The organism is Filifactor sp., from assembly GCF_057248345.1.
In genome coordinates this window covers 53,781-70,464 of sequence record NZ_DBHIIC010000006.1, presented here as the reverse complement: position 1 = coordinate 70,464, position 16,684 = coordinate 53,781, and the positions used below count along the sequence as shown (strand labels likewise).

Sequence of the window (16,684 nt, the reverse complement as noted above, 5' to 3'; positions counted from 1 at the left end):
TCTACTGATTCAACACTAGATGTGGATTTCTTTTTTCAAAAACGTTTCTCAAAATTTCAGTTATTTCAAAATTGTTGCTCTTAGTTTGTATCGATCTTTTTTTGTTTGATACAAGACCTCTTCAAATGTTCCCTTTCCAAACCCTCTTGCTGAAATAACGACTGGAGGTTCTAGCAGTTTGGAAGGATTGCTCACCACTTCATAGTCCACACTGACGAACTCTTTTTGAACAAGAGATTTCGCATCATTTCTAGACAGATGAAACATTCCTGAAACAATAGAATCCAATCTCATCGAAGATACTACGAATTCACATTCTCTTTTTTCCTGTTTTGGAAGTGCAACCTCTTCTTTTTCTACTCTATTGACTTTCACAGAAATATTCTTAACCTTTTCCAAATGAAAACAAATATAGTCGGCAATACTTTCTAAACAAATCAGATATGCTCCCTCTTCAGATACAAAGATATCACCAAGCTTTTCTCTACGAAGTCCCAGCCCCAAGATACTTCCCAAATAATCTCGATGAGATAACTTTGAGAATTGTGTATTTCCCTTTATTTTTAAACATACTAAAATATCCTGACAAACCTCTTCAAGATAGTCAGGATAAATAGAGATTATTTTTCGTTCACTTTGTTCCAACACTCCATCGAAAGAATATCGAATCTCATGAATTCCATTGAGAACATTTGCAATTTCTCTCTGCTCATAAGGTGTCAAAAAATCACTATGTTTTATCTCATGTGAATACAACACCTGTTGTGCGATATCCAATACGCGAAGTGCCTTCTCTCTTAACGACGTGTCGGTAATATGTGACACTCGTCGTTCTTTCTCACTTTTTTGCATTTCTTTACCCCTAATAAATGATATTATATAGAATGGTTTTCAAAAGTTGTAACATGATGATTGCCAACAGAGGGGAAAGATCCACCTGGTCCAAACGAGCATGCTTATACATAAAGTTTTCAATCGGAATCATAAAAGGATCTGTAATTCGATATACGATTCTTGAACCCTGATAATGTTTCATGCGAAACGTCGGTGCAGCATTCAAAAAAGCCCGAGCAATAATGAGCCAGTACAGCAACAAGAATACAGAGTCAATCCACTGAACAGACATATATACTTTGTGTAAATTTAACATATTGTTAAAGTCCTTCCTAAACTTACTGCCACTTGAAAAATCCTTTGTTTTGCAATACCATCTTCACACTGCCGTCAATATCAACAGAAGGTGGTGCAAGCACAAAAACCCCACTGGAAATTTCTGCAATATCTCCATTCATTGCATAGATTGCTCCACTTAAAAAATAAAAAATAGTGCTGGAAATAGATGCATCCCTTACTTTCTCCAAGTTCACAATACAAATCTTTTTGCTTTTCAAACTATCTACAATACCCGGAATATCTTCATTGTATTGAGTAGGTTCATAAATCACTACTTTAGAATCCCCACTTTTTCCTGAGTTTGTATTGATATTCACTACTTTATTCGGAGAAGACTTTGGTGGTGTTGGTAAATATTCTTCTTCTTCATATTCATCAAATTCTTCATAATCATCCGAATTACCCGCAGGCATTAAAAAACCTTTTAGTTTATCTGTAAATTTCTCCGCCATGTTTCATGTCCTCCTCGAATTAGTTATAGTTTCTTTTTCCAAAAATTCCGGTTCCAACTCTTACCATGTTAGAACCTTCTTCAATCGCAACCGTATAGTCGTTTGTCATTCCCATTGATAGATACTTCATTTGTCCGGTTCCAAGATTCAAATTCTTTGCCTCTTCAAACAACTCTTTCAATTGACGAAAATACGGTCTTGCTTCTTCTGAATCTTCTACAAAAGGAGCCATCCCCATCAAACCTAAGACTTGAATGTTAGAGAAATTTTGTGCAACTTCTTCAATAAATTTCAAAGCTTCCGCTTTATCCAAGCCATGCTTACTTTCTTCTTGAGAAATATTGACTTGAATCAAACATTTCATTACCACACCGATTTCTTTTGCTCTTCGGTCGATTTCTTTTGCCAAACTCATTCGATCCAACGAATGAATCATTTCTACTTTATCAATAATGTATTTCACTTTATTGCTTTGTAATGTTCCAATCAAATGCCACTTAACTGTATTTGGAAATTGTTCATATTTGTTGAGAACTTCCTGTACTTTGTTTTCTCCAAAACATAGTACTCCCTCTTCCAGCACTTCCTCCATCGGTTTGATATCTATTGTCTTTGTCACTGCAATCAATGTTACTTCCTGTTTTTCACATGAATTTTGCCTTGCCTGTTCAATAGATGCTTGTACTGATTTTAAATTTTCTTTTACTCCCATCTATCTCACCTTATCCCCTTCTTTTACAATAATCGGATTCAAAATAACACTGTCATATAACTTGATATCATCCGCTTTTCTTGGAACACGACTGTTGTACTTACAAACAATATAGTCCTTATCTTCTGCTATCTGATCTCTAATTTCTCGAAATACAGCAAGCCCTGCTTCATCTACAACAAAGATTCCGTCATTCCCGTTCTTATCTTTGAAAATTGCAGACTTCGGTATCTTCAATCCTTTTCTATTCTTATACTCTACCTTAATATTAAAACATCTTTTTTCATAAAAATGGAATAACTCATCTTCTACCCGAAACAAACCTAAAAATTTACCGTCATCTCCTTGGTGAAAGTCTTCCAAATAGGCTGTAATCTCTTGATTGTCCACATAAATTGTTACCGGTTGCTCTGATACAATATGGTCAATATCTTCTTTGTCTACCTGACAAGCAAAATAGTATTTGAAATTATACACCACTCTTCCGACAGGTTTGTTTACAAAAATCTTTTTCTTCAAATCGACCTCATCAGAGTCCTTTACTTTTTCGATATAAGAAACAGTAATGTTGTTTCGATTCTCAAAAGTCAGTTTATCTTCATATCCGTCACTGTAAGCAACAATGATTCCTGTCATCGGTGACTTGATATAGTATGCATCTCCATTGATTTGATCCAACAATTTTTGTTTATCAGCTTTCAACTCTTCTATACTAACGTCTTTGCCTTGGACAATATCTTCCAAGAATTTCTTTTGATCATTCACAGTAATAATTTCCTGTTTTAAAGATTCCAAATACTCTTCTTCACCGGAAAAAATCCGTTTTTGTAAATCGGCATACAATGTTTGCAATTCCACATTTCTTTTGTTGATTTCCATGGTTAAATCTTTAGAAACATCTATATTTTGCTTTTCTTTCAACTTATAGTCTATCAATCTCAAACTGTCTTGCAAATCATCCCTACTGTATCCGCTTCTCATTACAGCAATATTCGTCCCTTTACGGACACGTTGTCCTTCCGGTACGATGTAGTCTACATATCCTTCCTGATGCGCAAAAATATTCTGTTCCTTGCGGATAATGACTGCCTTTTTTTGTGCTACATTGATAATCTGTCCAATATCAATTGTACCGATATCAACACTTGCATACACCGCACCTCTCCAGATATTCAACAGGAAAAACAAAACAAAGGAAATTCCCATCAATAACCAAGCTACTCTATTCCAAGCAACCGAATTTATTTTTCTTCGTCTCTTTCTTCTCTTTCTTTGTTTTTGCATACCTTTTCCTTTTTGATAAAAATAATAATCAACCTTTATTTCATTTAGGCAAAATGTATTAAGTTTAATTCATTTTACATTCTTTTTATTAAAAAATCAATGTTTCTGCTAAAAATAACAACCTCTTACCTCTCATCCTATCAAAAAAGATAAGTACTTTTCGTATATGAGAAAGTGATTTTATCAAACATCATTTAGAATCTTCACATGACAAGTCATTATCTTATTCATAAAATTTATTTTCTAACAATGCTTTCTCAAATTTTTTCTTTGCTCTTTGTAACGCATTGTCGATTACTTTAGGACTTAACTCTAAAATTTGTGCAATCTCCTGATAGGATCGTCCCTCCAAATACATTTCTATTACTTTAGACTCCAAATCACTTAGAATTTCAGTCATCAGTTTTCGAAAGTACAATCCCTTTTCTTCATTCAAAAAAATATCTTCCGGATTCGAAACTCTTTCATTTTCAATTACATCCAACATTGTGGTATCATTTTCTTCTTCATAAAGTTTACGATTCAACGAGATAGAGGAATTGAGCGGAATATGTTTTTGCCTTGTACTTCCCTTCACAGCCGTAATCAACTGGCGATTGATGCACATATCCGCAAAAGAACGAAACATTCGCTTCTTTTGAGGATTGAAATCACGAATTGCCTTATGAAGACCAATCAGTCCCTCTTGAACAATATCTTCTTTCTCTGCACCGACCAAAAAATACACTTTTGATTTACTTCGTACCAATCCCATATATTTGCTGAAAATATATTCAATTGCATAAGTATCTCCTTTTTGTGCAAGATAGACAATCTGTTCTTCCCACTCTTCTTTTGGAATCTTATCAAGGTCTATGGAATATTCATCTTTTAACTTTTCAAAAAAATATTTCATTGTGTCCTTCATAACGATTCCCCTTCTGATTGCAAAAAGTTAAAATTATTTTTTCTTACGCATTTTATCTAACTGACGCAGAATATCAGCATCCAAAATGTCATCAATTGTATTTCTTCCAGAATACATCTCTTCTATCTGTTTTTTTATATCTGTCCTACTCTTTTGGAAATCCAACTCCAATTCCCTTGTAGAAATTCTTGTTGCACCTTTACCAAGCACCAGTTGCTGTTCTGCCATATCATCTGTAACTACCTTGAGCTCAAAATGACGCTTGTTCTTATACTGGGCAATAAACTTCTCAATATAACTGTCTGCCGTCTGATTCTCTTTTGTAAAAATAATATGCAATCGTCCTTTTTGTTCTTCTCTTTCTTTAGATCTGACATTGTAGGCATCGTAGACGATATATCCTTCCATACCGAAATACTCAATATACTCTTCAATCATATCTTCCAGCATTTCTCTCGCTGTTGGTAAATCCTGTTTTGATACCTCTGACAAATGATTCCAAGCATTGATAACATTATACCCATCTACAACAAGAATCTCTCTTTTTTTTACATGAAATTTCATTTTAATCCTCTTTGTTTCGATGCTTCAAACAGTACAATAGATCCTGCAACGGAGGCATTCAAGGATTGAATCTGTCCTTTCATCGGTATGGAAAGAATTTTGTCGCAATGTTGTCTGACCAACCGTCCCATTCCTCTGCCTTCATTTCCTACTACAACAGCGATATTTCCGGTCCAATCATTTTGGGTATACTCTATCCCATCCATGTCCAAACCATATACCCAGTAATTTTCTTTCTTCAATAATTCTATTGTCTGACTGATGTTCGTTACCCTTGCTACTTTCATATAACTGACTGCTCCGGCAGATGTTTTTTCAACAGTCGCATTGACCATCGCCGATCTTCTCTTTGGAAGAATTACTCCATCAACACCGGCTCCCTCTGCAGAACGAATCAAAGCTCCTAAATTGTGAGGATCTTCAATCTCATCTAAAATTAACAAAAATCCGGTTTTGTTATGTTCTTTGACAGCAGACAAAATCTCCTCTACTGTAGAATAAGAATAATCCATTGTCAGAGCAATCACTCCTTGATGTGCTCCCGTTTCCGTCATCTGTTCCAATTTCATTCTATCTGTCTGTTTCAAAAGAACTTTTTTCTCTTTTGCCATAGATATAATCTTACGAATACTTCCCTCTTTACTATCCTTTGAAACATAGATAACATCGAGCGGAATCTCTTTTTTCAATGCCTCCAATACGGCATTTCTTCCTTCTATCTGCATTTTTTTCCCCTTTTCATCATTATCCCGATACAACAAAGTCACATGCAGTAAAACAGCATGCGACCTCATCCTTCCTATTATCCTTTTTTTGAAAAAATGACCTTTATCATAAATTCCGGCAACGCCATCATTCTTCCGATTCTACTTGGCTCTTTCATCAAACGATATAGCCATTCCAATCCTGCTTTTTGATAAAATTCAGGTGCTCTCTTTACTTCTCCGGAAATAACATCCAAACTTCCTCCAACACCCATCAACAATTTCGCATTTAAGACAGATTTATAGGTATCAATGAAATATTCCTGTCCCGGCGCACCAAGTGCCACAAACAATAAATCCGGTTTTTTTGATTCAATTTCCTCCACAATTTGTTTTTCTTCTGCATGTCCTACTTTTTTGGTATGCACTCCGGAAAAATATCCATGATGTGTTCCAACCAATGTCAAATTTGGATATTGTCGAGCAATATTGCTACCTGCTTTTTCAGCGATTCCGGGTTTTCCACCCAAAAGATAGACTGTTTTTTTCGTTTCATTTGCATGCTTCAACAAAGCACCCATCAAATCAATTCCCGTCACACGTTCTGTCAAAGGTTTTTTTACAATTTTGGAGCCGATAACCAATCCGATTCCATCCGGCACAACTAAGTTTGCATGTTCTATGATTTGCTTCAATCGTGTATCTTCGTTTGCACGCACCACAATCTCACTGTTGGGAGTCACCACAACAAAAGGTGCGTTGTTCTCCATTCCTCTCACACACTGATCTAATGCTTGTGCTCTATCTACTCTGTCCACTCTCACATCTAATATTCTCATCGATTCCAAAATCGGTTCCTCCTACTTCATCAACAAATCTTTCAAAGCCTTGTTGTGTAATGACGCAATATTTGATAGTTGTTCCTTTTTTGCTACCACTTTTTGTTTATTGTTCTCTAAATTCTGCATTTTGTTCAAAATACTTTGATACAACACTTCTGAAGAAATGGTTTCTAAAGAAACGGCACTCTCTTCCTCAATTTCCTTCAAAAAGCTGTCAATCTTGGGATCATACGAAATTCCAACCGGAACAACTCCCATTAAAGTAGCAAATATCAATCCATGCAATCTCATCGACAATACCAAATCCATCGTTCCGATAAAAGAAAGATAATCATCTACATACATAGATTCCGTAACAACATGGATTCCCTCTGTGCTATCCAACTCTTTCATCACACGAGAGATAATTTCCATATCCTCATTAAAATGAAACGGTAATAAAAATATATTATATTCCTGTGTTTCCTGTAATTTCTTCAGTAAATCCACTGTTTCTTTTACAATCTTATCATCATACTCTTTCCATTTTCGAAGAGAAATCGCAATATTTTTTCGTTCACCGATTACTTCCATTCTTTGTAGCACTTCCCGTCCTTTTGACAACTCGGGAGGAATAATTCCAAACACAGTATCTGACGTTACTTCAATTTCTTTTGTAACACCCATTTTTTGTAGGGTCTGTTTCGAAATGCCATCACGAACATCTATCCAATCGACACGATTTAAAACTTTCTTCATTTTCTTTTGATTGGATGGCTTAATCACAGGTCCAATCCCTTGTGAATAAATCATCGTCTTCTTTTTGAACAGTTTTGTCGCCATCGTCAAAAGTCCTAAATAGTACAATATGGAACGTGAAGAAGTCGCATCTTGTAAAAGAGAACCTCCACCGCTGACAAACAAGTCCATCGTCTTCATCTCACGACAAACCTCTTTTAGACTCATTCGATTCACAGCTCTAACTCCACAATGTTTCTCTGTAAATGCAACATTGCTTGATAAGACAACAATTTCCACTTCGTCAAACTGACTTTGTATTCCCTGAATCAATCCTTTTAAAATTGCTTCGTCTCCTATATTATTAAATCCGAAATATCCGGATGCCACTATTTTATACATATCGTTCTCCTAACTTTTTCTTTTTGTCTGCAAATGCAATTCCCTTTGCAAATAACCACACAAAAATTCCTCCCGTCAAAATAGATAAGACTACTTCACCGCTTACACGACCGATGGACAAGTATAATGGTGTACGGATATGAGAAAAAGTGTTTTGAATATTACTTTGTCCTATTGCAATTGCGATTGCAAGAATAGGATACAAGGATTCCAGTCTTCTTTGTTTTGCCAAAGCAATGAACAAAATAACTGCCGGAAATCCTAAGAAAATAGATTTCGTTCTTGGACGTGCAATAAAATGATGTTCCATAAAGTTTCTCATCAACAACTCAAAAGTTGCCGGTTTCACATCACTTGTATTTCCGGAACGAGCCATAAAAATCAGTCCCACAATTGCCAAAATTCCAAGCAACAAAATTTGCCATACTTTAATATTTTTGTTTAACAATCTCAAGGTGTCTTCAAATTTCAGAGTATGGTCTCCCATCTCTTTGATTTTACCTACTCCAAAGTAAGACATATAGACAAGTCCTACTGTTAAAATTGGAACTAACTGTGAAATCTTTACCCCTTTGAACGTAATCATATCTAACATATATTGGCTGTTCGACAAAATAGATACTTCAAACAAAGCACCAAGCACGCTCATCAAAACGGAAAATAACAACACTCTGATTCCAAGCAAATAACCGCTCATCATACTGCTTTCCTGTTTTTTATCAAAAACCGATCTTCCCTTTGCCAACACATACATTCCGGACAAAGAAGCTACCATAATTGTTCCAAGCAATGCCCAAATCGGCTCTAACGCCGATGTTCCTTTTCCTAATGCAAAAGGAACAACTGCCACAACGGAACCTACTGCCAACAATAGATATAGGTTTCTTTTTCTGATAGACATCATATTCTGAAGAACCATCAACATTCCCGCTACAATTGCTACTAATACCGGTATTTTTTTAATTGGATTTACTGCCCAGTTTTTGATTGGCGAAATTTTTTCTCCAATTATAATATGATGTTTATTCAATCTCTTTTGAAGATTGGTCACAGTATCCTTATACACCTGAGGATCGGTAACATAGCGACCTTCCGGAAACAGATACGGTTTCAAATAAATTACTCTCACATTACGATCAATCATTGCACGGTAGAACGTATTGACAATCTCTTCTCCATTGTGGTGGTTCGGTATTTCATAATCAAATCTTCTTTGAATATAATCCCATGTAGTAAACACTTTAATCGCTTGATAATGTGTTTCTTTCACCAAAGAATTCTGTCCTTTTGCTTTTAGGTTCTTTCCTTTGATGTTACTTTCCACCAAACCGATAAACATTTCGTTTTCTTTTAATTTTTCATACATATAATCTGCTTCATCATATCCCAAAAACTCATCTCCGGAAAATATAATCACATTTGATTTTTCACGATACTTAGGAGATAGTTTGGATACTGTAGTAAAATAACGGTCAATCGCCTTTTTAGCATCTTGATATTCATGGTTGTAAATTGGACGAAGTGCCGGAATCATTCCCGCATCCTCTATCTGTTTGATTTTTTGTTCACTGAAACCCAATCCCAACATTTCAAGTTTCAGTCCGCCCCATGTCTTACCGAATGCTTCTTTGTTACCACGGGAATCCACAAAATTGGAATTAGTATATACATAGTCCTTCGGCTTTCCTGAAATAACCAATTCTTCCTGAGTCACAAACTTAATTTCACGTGATTCCTTCAAAGTTTCTTCCAAACCGTTTTTAATGAATTGTAATTCTTCATGTGGACCTTCTAAAATCAAGTCCATTCCCTTCATTCTGCTTGAAATATGATAGATAGGACTTTCTTCCATAGACTGGATCGTTTCTTCCTGTAATGCTATTGAAGCAATTCCTCCGTCTTTCAATTCCTTAAAATAATCAACCACATCATAGTCGGTATCTTGGACCATATTGAAAAAATCAGTATAATCAGCTGTAATCTGCGCTGCCTTAAATTCACTTTCAATGCCATAACGTTCCCAAGCAATCATAGATGCTACTGCGACACCAAACAATAACAATACTCCCAATACTTTATCTATCTTCATACTTCAAACCCTTTCTTCCGTAGAAACTCATTTTGGCACAAAAAACTGAAAACGAAATCTTTTTCTGTTCCATTTTGTTCTACATAAAATTTTACACATTATGGTTTATTATATCACAAAACAATATACTGTAGTGCTTAAAAATCAAACAGCTTACATAATTTTTACATTATTTTTTCTTAGGATTTATCCAAAACTTTTCTAATCTTAAGACTTCCGTTTTTTCATTTGTTTCAATTCCAATTTGTAAAAAATTCACTATTTCTTGTCTATAAAATAACTGTCTTGTTTCAACTCCCTTCTATTCGGATATGTATTAAAGTAGAATGTATTACTCTACATTGAGAAAGGAGTTTTATTATGAAAATATTATTGATAGAGTATCCGAAATGCTCAACCTGTAAAAAAGCAAAAAATTATTTGGAATCTCTCGATATTCCGTTTGAAGACAGACATATCGTAGAACAGAATCCTAACGAAACGGAATTGAAACAGTGGATTAAACAAAGTGGTTTGCCACTTAAAAAGTTCTTCAATACCAGTGGGATGAAATATCGTGAGTTGGAATTGAAAGATAAATTACCTAATATGACAGAAGATGAACAAATTGCACTTCTTGCAACAGACGGGATGCTGATCAAACGACCTTTATTAGTATCAGATCAATTTGTTTTGACAGGATTTAAACAAAAAGAATGGGAAGAAGCACTTCAAACACTCTCCTAAAATCAAGTTGAATTATCGTGAAATAACACTATGAATTGAAATAATGATGAAACATGCTATCAATCTAACTCATCATGCACCAATGTTCTACATCTAAAGAATACTATCTTCAATTGAACCTCAGCTTTCTCAAATAAAATTAGGAAGTTGAGGTTATTATATTAACATAGGAATTCTAATTTAATATAGAAATTCTAATTTAAACCATAACAAAAAATATTTAGAACAAGTACAACTGCTAAAATAGACTGAATCATCGTATCAAAATAGGATACTGTAAGACTAATGCTCAAACTGCCTCAATGAAATAATAGGCTTAAAAAAAGTTTAATTATTTTTTACATAGTATTGTCCTACTTCATTTCCCAACTTGAATTACAAATATCTTAACTGAATCATTAAACTACCACAATGAAAACACTATGATTCTAAGACATCCTTTCTATTGTTCCTTACACGACAAGGTATCTATCCATATAACTTTTCTAACAATGAAACTTTTTTCTTTCTATCCTTACTATCTCTTTTTACTATTTATTCTCTATTCTTTGACGAATGAACTTATCTCCTGTTATCACATATTTTCTTAAAGCTCAAGTAAGTTGTCACTATTCTCATTTATCTTTCCTATTGAAATTTCGAAGCAATGATAGACAAACAATCAATCTGTTCTTATCTGTTACATCATGTACATATCAAAGGATATTTTCTGAATCACTCACATATTTTTTCATAATACATAATCTTAACACAAATTTTATATCCACTTTGTTAGACTGATATTGTCAAAAAAATAAAACAAAAGGGGGAATCAACGATGAATTGTATTAGCAAACATTCCGACCAAGTGAAATTTTTTATTCAAATATCACTGATTGCCACTGCTGTCACGTTTGTTTGCTTCGGAGCATATCGCGGAGAAGTTGAGTCGGTATTTACAAAAGCAATTCGGTTATGTCTGGAGTGTGTTGGAATTGGATAAAACATGCGGAGCAAAAAAAACGAAGTTTTCACTAAAACATTTCTTAAAAAAGAGAAATACGGTTCAAATGTTTGCTACATTTCTAACCAATATTCATCTTCCTAATTTTTTCAAAGGGGTCTTATACGACGGAAAGATGAAGCAGGTCTGTGTACCGGGGCTAAATTGCTATTCATGTCCCGCAGCAACCGGAGCTTGTCCTGTAGGAGCGTTTCAAGCTGTGATAGGTTCATCAAAATTTAACTTTTCGTACTATATTTCAGGAATCTTAATCTTTTTGGGCGTCATGTTCGGAAGATTCATTTGCGGTTTTCTCTGTCCGTTCGGATGGTTTCAAGACTTGCTCCATAAAATTCCGACCAAGAAATTTAGTACAAAGAAACTGAAGCCACTACGATATCTCAAGTATGTCATTCTTGTAGTCGCCGTTGTCACTTTACCGTTTCTGCTAACAAACAATGCCGGCATCGGCTCTCCTTACTTCTGTAAGTACATCTGCCCACAAGGAATATTGGAAGGAGGAATTCCACTGTCTATCGCTGATCCCAATATCAGAGCGGCCCTTGGAAAACTTTTTACATGGAAACTTGGAATCTTGATTACCATAATAACTCTTGGCATCTTTGTTTATCGTCCGTTCTGTAAATGGATTTGTCCACTCGGCGCATTTTATGCTCTGTTCAACAAATTTTCACTTTTTAGCTACAATGTAGATCAAAACAAGTGCATTTCTTGTGGAAAATGTAGTAGAGTATGTAACATGGATGTGGATATTACCAAAAATAATGCTCATACAGAATGTATTCGTTGCGGCGAATGTATCAAAGTATGTCCGACACAGGCAATCAGTACACATTGGGGGTTTGCAAGCCCAATGCAAAACGAAACAAATTTACAAGGTTTACTGGAAAACAAATGATTACATTAAAACAAATGATTATATTAAGAAAGGATACCCTAAAATGAAACTAATGAAAAAAACAATTCTTATCATGACAGTTGTAGCAATGATTACTTCACTATCAGCTTGCGGGAAAACTGATTCCTCTAATACTACAGACCAAAACACTTCTAATCAACAGGAACAAACTACTACAGAAGCATTCCCTAAATTTACAGCGAAAGATTTTGACGGAAATGTTGTGGATGACTCTTTGTTTGCCAATAACGAAGCAACACTTCTTAACTTCTGGTTTAACGGTTGTTCTGCTTGTGTAAACGAAATGCCGGGACTTGAAAAATTCAATGCCAAGCTTCGTGAAAAAGGTGCTGAGCTTATCGGTGTCAATGTTCAAGCAGGAGAAAGTCAAGAAATCCTTGATGAAGCAAAAGACATTCTTTCAAAACAAGGTGTGACTTATCGAAACATCGTTATTGACAATGATTCAAATGATGCAAAAGCATACATTTCAAAGATTTTCAGTTTCCCAACTACTATCATTGTTGATAAAAACGGAAATATTGTCGGAAAACCTATTTTAGGAAATATTGATGATGAAGCAAAAATGGAAGAGATTTTAAAAGTGATTGATGATCTTAAAGCAGGAAAAGATTCTTCCGGTTCTATCACTTCAGAACAAAATCCTGAAATGGATAAAGTAACAGAGCTTTTTGCAAAAGAAAATGAGATTTTTGGAAAACATCAAAATATATGGAATAAAGTTTTTTCAAAAGTTCAAAAGGATAAAATTCCATCAGAAAATGAAATTCCTTATCCTGAATTTTTGAAATCTCAAATCGAAGCATCTAAAGGGGAATTTACAGAAGAAGAATTACAAATCCTAAACGATGACTTAAAAGAAATTGAAAAAATTGAATCCCAAATTCAAGAATTAAACAAGACAATCCAAAAATAAGTGGAATGAAAAGAAAAGGATTGATTATATGATAAAAAAAAGATATTTGATGATTCCTGTTCTTGCGATAGTATCACATTTACTTCTATCCAATCTACTGTACTTTTCTGTAGAAAAATTATTGCTAAATGTTTTTCCTATCACGAAAAGTCAGATTACAAACTATTCTTATTGGGCCGAAATTCTAATTTATGTAATACTGATTATGATATTCTTTGTATTCTATAAAATTCTTTGGAATAGAGAGGATAAACAATCTTGCGCCAAAGTGAATTGTAAAAATGTAGGAATCAGTATAATTGCCGGACTTGGAGTTTCAGGAATATCGTTCGTTTGGATTCTGTTAGTAGAACAACTTCCTTCCCTTCAAAAAAGCCTCGATGCGATGAATACAGGTTCAAAAAATATCGCAGGTGGAAATCTGTTTGGAACATTTATGATTGCAGTCGTTTCTGCGCCGATAATTGAAGAGCTGTTATTTCGTGGTATCGTGTTTCGATCGATACGAAAAATTTCCTCACCTTGGATTGCAATCTTAATTTCATCTGCACTCTTCGGAGCTTATCATATGAACCTTGTACAGGCAGTATATGCTACTTTAATGGGAATCGTTGCAGCAATCATTTACGAAAAGAAAGCGAATTTGCTATTCCCAATCTTTGTCCATGTTGCAAACAACACTGTTGCAATGGCACAGAGTTTTTTACCATCAAACATCGATGAAATGCTTAATATTTTAGGTGTGGTTATGATGTTTCCATTGGGATATATCCTTTATTGTTTGCTCAAGGACAAAAGAGTAGCAACAGAGAAGATATAACCGTTATCAGTTACCAACAAGAGCCTTCTATGATGGATTCATAGAAGGCCTTTTCGACATTGAATGAAACTGAATGCTTTTTTAAGGCATGCCTCGCTCAAAAGTAAAACTCATTTCTCACTTGCCGATATTTTATTGAAATCGGACTTGAAGTGGAATAGAATGTGCTATAATGTGATGATTCACATAAAACGAAATGACCCGGTGTTTGATAGATAGAAAGGAGAAAATATGAGGATTTTGGTAGTGGAAGATGAAAAAACTCTATGCACAAGTATTGCAAACGGATTGCGAATTGACGGATATGAAGTGGATACCTGTTTTGATGGAAATGATGCTTGGGATATGTCACTCTCTGAAAGCTATGATTTAATCATATTGGATTTAAATCTTCCGGGCATGGACGGGATGGATGTGCTCCGTAATATTAGAAAACAAGACTCTGAAACTGCGATTTTGATTCTCTCTGCTAGAGGGCAACTCCAAGATAAAATAGACGGTTTGGATAACGGTGCCAATGACTATCTATGCAAACCATTTCATTTTGAAGAGTTGGAAGCACGAGTACGAAGTCTTACACGAAGACGTGTCATCCAAAACAATCTTATTCTTGAATGTGGAGAGCTTGCGCTCGACACAAAGTCACGTACTGTATCTGCAAGAGGAACTGTTTTTTCTTTAACCCGAAAAGAATTCGGATTGCTGGAGTATCTTATGCTCCATCAAGGACGACCTGTCGGGCAGGAAGAGTTGATAGAACACGTTTGGGATGCAAGTGTAGACAGTTTCAGTAACTCAATACGAGTTCATATTTCAGCTCTTCGAAAAAAACTGAAAACTGTGTTGGGATATGATCCTATTATAAACCGTGTCGGTCAGGGATATCTCATAGGAGAGGAGAATCTATAGATGAAACGTCAATATTCCCTTCAATGGAAACTTACTTTTATCAGTGCATTTATCATCATCGTCTCTTGTCTATCCGTAAGTTATTTTATCAGTAAGTCGGCAATGCTTTTCTTTGTTGAAATCAAAGAGTCTGCCATTACTATGCTCCCACAAGAAAATATCTCAGATGGAACCAATCTTGAGATTGAACTTCAACCGGATGAGGACTTCTCCAAAGTTGTCAACAATATCTCTATGGAATTTTGGGTAAAAAGTTTGTTTGTTACGCTGATTATCACGTTAATCAGTAGTTCCCTAATTTATTTTATTATCGGAAATGCGCTGAAACCATTAAAAACACTTGGAAAACAGATTGAAGAAATACAAGCAAAAAACCTGCAGAGTCCAACTATTTCAACTGATGGCTCTATCGAAATTGTTCGTCTTTCAAATGCTTTTAACGAAATGTTGAAAAGATTGGGCGATACATTCTTCGCTCAAAAACAATTTTCAGCAAATGCTGCACATGAACTTCGGACACCTCTTGCCGTTATTCGAACTAAGTTAGAAGTTTTTGAAAAAACTGAACACTTTGAAATCAAAGACTATGCCGACATCTTAAACATGGTTAGAATGCAAACTGATCGGCTTTCTCATGTGATAGACCTACTTTTGGAAATGACGGAGCTTCAATCTGCAAAAAGAAGTGACTCCATTCAACTTTCTGAAATTATAGAAGAAGTGATTTGTGACTTGGCATCTGTCGGAGACAAAAAGAACATCTCTCTGCTTCAAAAATCAGGAGATGCGCGAATTACAGGAAATGATACTTTAATATATCGTGCTATTTACAATCTGATTGAAAATGCAATCAAATACAATCATCCCGGCGGTCATGTCACTGTTGAAGTACAACTGCGTGAACCATTTGCAAGTATTCTGATATCAGATACCGGCAGTGGAATCAATCCAACTGATTGGGACCATATTTTTGAACCATTCTTTCGGGTAGACAAGTCCAGAAGTCGTGACTTGGGTGGTGCAGGGCTTGGACTGGCTCTTGTAAAAGAGATTGCACAGCAACATGGCGGAGATGTTCGCGTTGTTCAAAGTTCAGAACGCGGAACACAGATTGAATTGATGTTGTTGTTAGCAAACAATAGACTTCACATAAATACGAAATAGTGTTTCAAACGATGTGTTTTGGATAGGAATTTCCTATGTCTCATCTCATCCGATATCAAAAACTGTCTCTTGCATAAATCTACGGAACAGAATGTAATCATCTAACTTCTCAAAGAAAAATCTTCGTTTGAAGTGACTATGCAAATGTGAAATAAATAACATAATATCATTCCTATCCTGTTACATCAAAATATCTGACATAGTATAGTATGATTCGATATATGAATGAAACTTTTCCTTTTTTAATAGACGGACAAAGAGTCCGTTCTATTTTTTTGTACGTAACGGTGAGTCTTCCATTTTTGAGATTCGATGAATGGCAATCTCTTGCATTCCTCGTAGTCAGTCTATTTTGTAAAAGAATTGAAATCGAAAATAAGC

General features: G+C 35.1%; 18 protein-coding genes. 7 read left to right on the top strand and 11 right to left on the bottom strand.

The window, feature by feature from the left end; translation table 11 throughout:
- Positions 1-60 precede the first annotated feature (60 nt).
- From ACO5GE_RS02655 to ACO5GE_RS02605, 11 genes are all read right to left on the bottom strand, one after another.
- The gene (locus ACO5GE_RS02655; protein ID WP_484829377.1) at positions 61-852 is read right to left on the bottom strand and encodes a YlmH family RNA-binding protein; all 792 of its coding nucleotides are present in this window, start codon (positions 850-852) and stop codon (positions 61-63) included.
- Positions 853-862: 10 nt separating this feature from the next.
- Positions 863-1,150: a YggT family protein gene (locus ACO5GE_RS02650; protein ID WP_484829376.1), complete on the bottom strand. Its 288-nt coding sequence runs from the start codon at positions 1,148-1,150 to the stop codon at positions 863-865.
- Between the two features lie 22 nt (positions 1,151-1,172).
- Positions 1,173-1,625, bottom strand: coding sequence for a cell division protein SepF (locus ACO5GE_RS02645; protein WP_484829375.1), 453 nt, complete (start codon positions 1,623-1,625; stop codon positions 1,173-1,175).
- Positions 1,626-1,644: 19 nt separating this feature from the next.
- The gene (locus ACO5GE_RS02640) at positions 1,645-2,337 is read right to left on the bottom strand and encodes a YggS family pyridoxal phosphate-dependent enzyme (protein WP_484829374.1); all 693 of its coding nucleotides are present in this window, start codon (positions 2,335-2,337) and stop codon (positions 1,645-1,647) included.
- The gene (locus ACO5GE_RS02635) at positions 2,338-3,621 is read right to left on the bottom strand and encodes a biotin/lipoyl attachment domain-containing protein (RefSeq protein ID WP_484829373.1); all 1,284 of its coding nucleotides are present in this window, start codon (positions 3,619-3,621) and stop codon (positions 2,338-2,340) included.
- Between the two features lie 223 nt (positions 3,622-3,844).
- Positions 3,845-4,528 carry an RNA polymerase sporulation sigma factor SigH gene (gene sigH, locus ACO5GE_RS02630; RefSeq protein ID WP_484829372.1) on the bottom strand — a complete coding sequence of 228 codons (684 nt, stop codon included), beginning with the start codon at positions 4,526-4,528 and terminating at the stop codon, positions 3,845-3,847.
- Between the two features lie 33 nt (positions 4,529-4,561).
- Positions 4,562-5,092 carry an NYN domain-containing protein gene (locus ACO5GE_RS02625; RefSeq protein ID WP_484829371.1) on the bottom strand — a complete coding sequence of 177 codons (531 nt, stop codon included), beginning with the start codon at positions 5,090-5,092 and terminating at the stop codon, positions 4,562-4,564.
- The gene (rlmB, locus tag ACO5GE_RS02620) at positions 5,089-5,817 is read right to left on the bottom strand and encodes a 23S rRNA (guanosine(2251)-2'-O)-methyltransferase RlmB (protein WP_484829393.1); all 729 of its coding nucleotides are present in this window, start codon (positions 5,815-5,817) and stop codon (positions 5,089-5,091) included. Before rlmB ends, ACO5GE_RS02625 begins: the two co-directional genes overlap by 4 nt.
- 77 nt (positions 5,818-5,894) lie before the next feature.
- Complete coding sequence (locus ACO5GE_RS02615; RefSeq protein ID WP_484829370.1) at positions 5,895-6,644, bottom strand: WecB/TagA/CpsF family glycosyltransferase; 750 nt, start codon at positions 6,642-6,644, stop codon at positions 5,895-5,897.
- A gap of 12 nt (positions 6,645-6,656) precedes the next feature.
- The gene (csaB, locus tag ACO5GE_RS02610) at positions 6,657-7,757 is read right to left on the bottom strand and encodes a polysaccharide pyruvyl transferase CsaB (protein ID WP_484829369.1); all 1,101 of its coding nucleotides are present in this window, start codon (positions 7,755-7,757) and stop codon (positions 6,657-6,659) included.
- The gene (locus ACO5GE_RS02605; protein WP_484829368.1) at positions 7,750-9,846 is read right to left on the bottom strand and encodes a DUF5693 family protein; all 2,097 of its coding nucleotides are present in this window, start codon (positions 9,844-9,846) and stop codon (positions 7,750-7,752) included. The genes csaB and ACO5GE_RS02605 overlap by 8 nt, the downstream gene beginning before the upstream one ends.
- 360 nt (positions 9,847-10,206) lie before the next feature.
- Between ACO5GE_RS02605 and ACO5GE_RS02600 the strand changes: the two genes are divergently transcribed.
- The 7 genes from ACO5GE_RS02600 (at position 10,207) to ACO5GE_RS02570 (ending at position 16,303) form a co-directional block, all read left to right on the top strand.
- Positions 10,207-10,572: an arsenate reductase family protein gene (locus tag ACO5GE_RS02600; protein ID WP_484829367.1), complete on the top strand. Its 366-nt coding sequence runs from the start codon at positions 10,207-10,209 to the stop codon at positions 10,570-10,572.
- 817 nt (positions 10,573-11,389) lie between these two features.
- Positions 11,390-11,554, top strand: a complete 165-nt coding sequence (locus ACO5GE_RS02595; RefSeq protein WP_484829366.1) for a CD1871A family CXXC motif-containing protein — start codon at positions 11,390-11,392, stop codon at positions 11,552-11,554.
- Between the two features lie 67 nt (positions 11,555-11,621).
- A complete protein-coding gene (locus tag ACO5GE_RS02590; RefSeq protein WP_484829392.1) occupies positions 11,622-12,473 on the top strand; it encodes a 4Fe-4S binding protein in 852 nt (283 codons plus the stop codon).
- Positions 12,474-12,516: 43 nt separating this feature from the next.
- Positions 12,517-13,410 (top strand): redoxin family protein, encoded by an 894-nt coding sequence (locus tag ACO5GE_RS02585; protein WP_484829365.1) that lies wholly within the window; start codon positions 12,517-12,519, stop codon positions 13,408-13,410.
- 28 nt (positions 13,411-13,438) lie between these two features.
- Positions 13,439-14,230, top strand: a complete 792-nt coding sequence (locus ACO5GE_RS02580) for a CPBP family intramembrane glutamic endopeptidase (RefSeq protein ID WP_484829364.1) — start codon at positions 13,439-13,441, stop codon at positions 14,228-14,230.
- 231 nt (positions 14,231-14,461) lie between these two features.
- Complete coding sequence (locus ACO5GE_RS02575) at positions 14,462-15,139, top strand: response regulator transcription factor (protein WP_484829363.1); 678 nt, start codon at positions 14,462-14,464, stop codon at positions 15,137-15,139.
- Positions 15,140-16,303, top strand: a complete 1,164-nt coding sequence (locus ACO5GE_RS02570; protein WP_484829362.1) for a sensor histidine kinase — start codon at positions 15,140-15,142, stop codon at positions 16,301-16,303.
- Positions 16,304-16,684: the final 381 nt, after the last annotated feature.

Coding starts and splice junctions, on each gene's coding strand:
- ACO5GE_RS02655 (WP_484829377.1), bottom strand. CDS start 852: ATGCAAAAAAGTGAGAAAGAACGACGAGTGTCACATATTACCGACACG.
- ACO5GE_RS02650 (WP_484829376.1), bottom strand. CDS start 1,150: ATGTTAAATTTACACAAAGTATATATGTCTGTTCAGTGGATTGACTCT.
- ACO5GE_RS02645 (WP_484829375.1), bottom strand. CDS start 1,625: ATGGCGGAGAAATTTACAGATAAACTAAAAGGTTTTTTAATGCCTGCG.
- ACO5GE_RS02640 (WP_484829374.1), bottom strand. CDS start 2,337: ATGGGAGTAAAAGAAAATTTAAAATCAGTACAAGCATCTATTGAACAG.
- ACO5GE_RS02635 (WP_484829373.1), bottom strand. CDS start 3,621: ATGCAAAAACAAAGAAAGAGAAGAAAGAGACGAAGAAAAATAAATTCG.
- sigH (WP_484829372.1), bottom strand. CDS start 4,528: ATGAAGGACACAATGAAATATTTTTTTGAAAAGTTAAAAGATGAATAT.
- ACO5GE_RS02625 (WP_484829371.1), bottom strand. CDS start 5,092: ATGAAATTTCATGTAAAAAAAAGAGAGATTCTTGTTGTAGATGGGTAT.
- rlmB (WP_484829393.1), bottom strand. CDS start 5,817: ATGCAGATAGAAGGAAGAAATGCCGTATTGGAGGCATTGAAAAAAGAG.
- csaB (WP_484829369.1), bottom strand. CDS start 7,757: ATGTATAAAATAGTGGCATCCGGATATTTCGGATTTAATAATATAGGA.
- ACO5GE_RS02605 (WP_484829368.1), bottom strand. CDS start 9,846: ATGAAGATAGATAAAGTATTGGGAGTATTGTTATTGTTTGGTGTCGCA.
- ACO5GE_RS02600 (WP_484829367.1), top strand. CDS start 10,207: ATGAAAATATTATTGATAGAGTATCCGAAATGCTCAACCTGTAAAAAA.
- ACO5GE_RS02595 (WP_484829366.1), top strand. CDS start 11,390: ATGAATTGTATTAGCAAACATTCCGACCAAGTGAAATTTTTTATTCAA.
- ACO5GE_RS02590 (WP_484829392.1), top strand. CDS start 11,622: ATGTTTGCTACATTTCTAACCAATATTCATCTTCCTAATTTTTTCAAA.
- ACO5GE_RS02585 (WP_484829365.1), top strand. CDS start 12,517: ATGAAACTAATGAAAAAAACAATTCTTATCATGACAGTTGTAGCAATG.
- ACO5GE_RS02580 (WP_484829364.1), top strand. CDS start 13,439: ATGATAAAAAAAAGATATTTGATGATTCCTGTTCTTGCGATAGTATCA.
- ACO5GE_RS02575 (WP_484829363.1), top strand. CDS start 14,462: ATGAGGATTTTGGTAGTGGAAGATGAAAAAACTCTATGCACAAGTATT.
- ACO5GE_RS02570 (WP_484829362.1), top strand. CDS start 15,140: ATGAAACGTCAATATTCCCTTCAATGGAAACTTACTTTTATCAGTGCA.